Below are 3,308 nucleotides of genomic sequence, written 5' to 3' on the forward strand. Positions count from 1 at the left end.
AACCCCGGCGCCACCCTCACCCTCACCGAAATGCTCCCCACCCCCGACCAGACCTGGCTCACCGACGAACACCACAACACCTACACCTCCGAACTCCGCTTCGTCGCCGTCGACCAGGAGCACGTCCAGGGAGGTGTCCCCTCGTGGTGAGGTTCCTGGACGACATCCGGGAGCACGCGGAGCGGCGGCCGACGGCGGTGGCGCTGCGGACACCGGACGGGCCCGTGAGCTACGGGCGGTTCGTCGAGCGGGTGGAACGGCTGGCGCGCGCCCGCGCGGCGCGCGGGGTGGGGCCGGAGCGGGTGTGCGCGATCGCGCTGGACCCGGGCGCGGACAGCGTGGTGGCGGTCGCCGCGGTGCTCCGGGCGGGCGGCGCCTTCCTGACGCTGGACCTGACGCAACCCGCCCAGCGGCTGGCCGCGGCCGTCGAGAGCGGCGGTGCCGAGATGCTGCTGACCCGCGGCGCCGTCGCCCGTCGGGGCGCGCTGCCCGCCCCGGGGCCGGTCCTGGACCTGGACGACCTCACGGCGGAGGCCGAGAGGGAGCCGGTGCCCGAGGCGGCCGGCGGCCCGGCGGCCGCCTGGTGGCCCGAGGTACCGGGGGCCGCCCTCGCCTACGTCAGCCACACCTCCGGGAGCACCGGAACTCCCAACGCCGTGCTGATCGAACGCGCCGGGCTCGACTCGTACCTGCGGTTCGTGGCACGCGACTACGCGATGGGCGACTGGAGCGTCGCACTGCAGGTGGCTCCGGCCGGGTACGACGCCTCCATCCGCGACACCTTCGCGCCGCTGGTCGCCGGCGGCACCCTGGTGCTGACCGACCGGGCCTCACTGCTGCGGGCGGACGACTTCCTCTCCACGGTGGAGCGGAACGGCGTCAACACCCTGCTCAGTGTCACGCCGTCGTTCCTGACCTTCCTCTCCCAGCAGGACGACGCCGCCGAACGGCTGCGGGGGCTGCGACTGGTGGTGTGCAGCGGGGAGTCGCTGCTGCCGTTCCTGACCTCCGGGGCGAGGAAGCTGCTGCCGGGCGTGCTCGTCAACCAGTACGGCCCCACCGAGTGCACCATGACCGCCACCCGGCACCGGGTGGCGGAGGAGCCCGAGGTCGGCGCCGACGTGGTGGGCGCCGCCATCGACGGGATGTCGGCCCGGCTGGCCTCTCCGGACGGCGTGACGGTCGCGGCGGGGCAGGTCGGCGAGATCGTCCTCGGCGGCGTGGGAGTGGCACGCGGCTACCGCGGCAATCCGGTCCTCACCGCCGACCGGTTCCGGCCGGACCCGCTCGGGCCCCCGGGCTCGCGGGAGTACCGCACCGGCGACCTGGGCCGGCTGCGGCCCGACGGCACACTGGAGTACCTGGGCCGTTCGGACCGGCAGATCAAGATCCGCGGCTACCGGGTCGACCCGTCCGAGGTCGAGGGCGCCCTGCTCACCCACCCCCGGATCACCGGCGCCGTGGTGACCGCCGACGCGGACGACCGCGGCCGGGTCTTCCTCAGCGCCCACCTCACGGGGGCGTCGCCCCAGGAGGTGACCGACGCCGAACTGCGCCGGCACCTCGCGGAGACGCTGCCCGCGCACATGATGCCCCGGCGGTTCCACCGCATCGGACGGGTCCCCACCACCACCACCGGCAAGGCCGACCGCTCCGCGCTCCGCGCGGCGGCGAGCGGGGCGGGGACGTGACCGCGCCCCCGGCGGAGCTGCCGCCGGTTCCGGTACCGGAACCGGCCGACGTCGCGCGGGCCGCCCAGCGGCTGCGGGGGCTGGTCCGCCGCACCCCGCTGCTGCCGGTACCGGGCGTGCCGGGCCTGTTGCTGAAGGCCGAACACCTCCAGCTCGGGGGCTCCTTCAAGGCACGCGGCGCCGCGAACGCGATCGCCGCCGGCGCGGTCGACTCCGTGGTGACCGGCTCCTCGGGCAACCACGGCATCGCCCTCGCGACACTGGCCCGCCCCCGCGGCCTGCGCACCACGGTGGTGATGGCGGAAGGTGCCTCGCCGACGAAGGCCGAACGCGTCCGGGAGCTGGGGGCGGACGTCGTGACCGTCGCCGGCGGCGTCGCCGACCGCGAGCGGCACGCCCGGCTGCTGGCGGCACGCACCGGAGCGCTGCTGGTGCCCTCCTCCGACGACCCCCGCGTCGTCACCGGCCAGGGGACCGTCGCCCTGGAAGTCCTCCACGACCTGCCGTCGCTGGAGCTGCTGTTCGTGCCGACCGGGGGCGGCGGTCTGCTGGCGGGGTGCTGCCTCGCCGCGGAGCTCGTCGGCCGCCGCCGCCCGGTGCGGATCATCGGCGTCGAGCCGATGGACGCCCGCCGCTACGCGCTGTCGCTGGCCGCCGGGCATCCGGTGCAGGTGCCGCCGTCCCGCACCGTGGCCGACGGGCTGCGGGGACAGCGGCCGGGAGCGGTGACGTTCCCGGTGGTGCGGCGCCGGACCGACGAGCTGATCGCGGTCGAGGACGACGAGATCCTCGCCGCGACGGAACTGCTGCACCGCGGCGGCGTCCCCGCCGAGCCGAGCGGCGCGGTGGCCCTGGCCGGCGCGCTGCGTCGCGGCTTCCACGGCCGGGCCGCGGTCGTCGTCTCCGGCGGCAACATCTCCCCCGCTGCTCTTCCCGCCCGGGGCGCACCCGCCGCCGCGGGCGCCCTGTCCTCCCCGTCCCTCGGGGTGGACGGCGAGACCGCCGTCCACCCGTCCACCGAACCGACCCTCTGGAGCGCACGATGACGACGCAGCAGACCGCCACTCCCGCCGCGGTGACCACCGCCGAGCTGACCGAGCTGATCACCTCGGTCTACCGCGAGGCGCTGCAGGACGAAGGGCTCGACGAGACGAGCGACTTCTTCGAGTGCGGCGGCGACTCGCTGGCCGCCTTTCAGATCACCGGCCGCATCGAGCGCGAGGTGGGCGGCGAGGTCCCGGTGGCCCTGGTGTTCGCCTACCCGACCCCGGTGGAGCTGGCTGAGGCGGTCGCCGAGGAGCTGGGTGACGGGGACGAGCGGACCGATGGCTGAGGGCATCGCACCGCAGGCCGGCGCGGCAGCCGGCACCGCCGGGGGGACGGCGCCGGCAGGCGTCGCCCCCTCGGGCGGCGGCGACCGGGGCGGCACCCCGCGCGACACCACGTCGCGGGGTGCCGCCCCGGCGGTCGCCCCGGGCTCGGCGGTCGGTTCGGACCCGGGTGGTCGGTGGCGGTTGTGGGAGCAGTTCTCGTTGCGTGGTCCGGGTTTCCCCGTGGACGGCGTGAAGGAACTCGCACCCGCGGAACTCGCCCTCCACGCCGAGAAGTTCGACCACA

The 3,308-nt window shown here is 75.9% G+C and carries 3 protein-coding genes and 1 pseudogene; all 4 read left to right on the forward strand.

Going from position 1 to position 3,308, the window contains the following annotated elements; translation table 11 throughout:
* Positions 1-143 precede the first annotated feature (143 nt).
* Entirely contained in the window at positions 144-1,691 is a 1,548-nt protein-coding gene (locus tag HCN56_RS24620; RefSeq protein ID WP_167974723.1) for an amino acid adenylation domain-containing protein, read from the forward strand.
* Entirely contained in the window at positions 1,688-2,737 is a 1,050-nt protein-coding gene (locus HCN56_RS24625) for a threonine ammonia-lyase (protein WP_312871434.1), read from the forward strand. Before HCN56_RS24620 ends, HCN56_RS24625 begins: the two co-directional genes overlap by 4 nt.
* Positions 2,734-3,024, forward strand: coding sequence for an acyl carrier protein (locus HCN56_RS24630; RefSeq protein WP_167974725.1), 291 nt, complete (start codon positions 2,734-2,736; stop codon positions 3,022-3,024). Before HCN56_RS24625 ends, HCN56_RS24630 begins: the two co-directional genes overlap by 4 nt.
* A pseudogene (locus HCN56_RS24635) lies at positions 3,017-3,308 on the forward strand (hypothetical protein); the annotation flags it as partial. The gene HCN56_RS24630 and the pseudogene HCN56_RS24635, both read left to right, overlap by 8 nt.

Origin of the sequence: Streptomyces lonarensis (assembly GCF_012033735.1) — a bacterium.
In the GTDB taxonomy this organism is placed as follows: domain Bacteria; phylum Actinomycetota; class Actinomycetes; order Streptomycetales; family Streptomycetaceae; genus Streptomyces; species Streptomyces lonarensis.

Excerpts from the sequence above, each read along its gene's own strand:
- HCN56_RS24630 (WP_167974725.1), top strand. The coding sequence starts at position 2,734 with ATGACGACGCAGCAGACCGCCACTCCCGCCGCGGTGACCACCGCCGAG.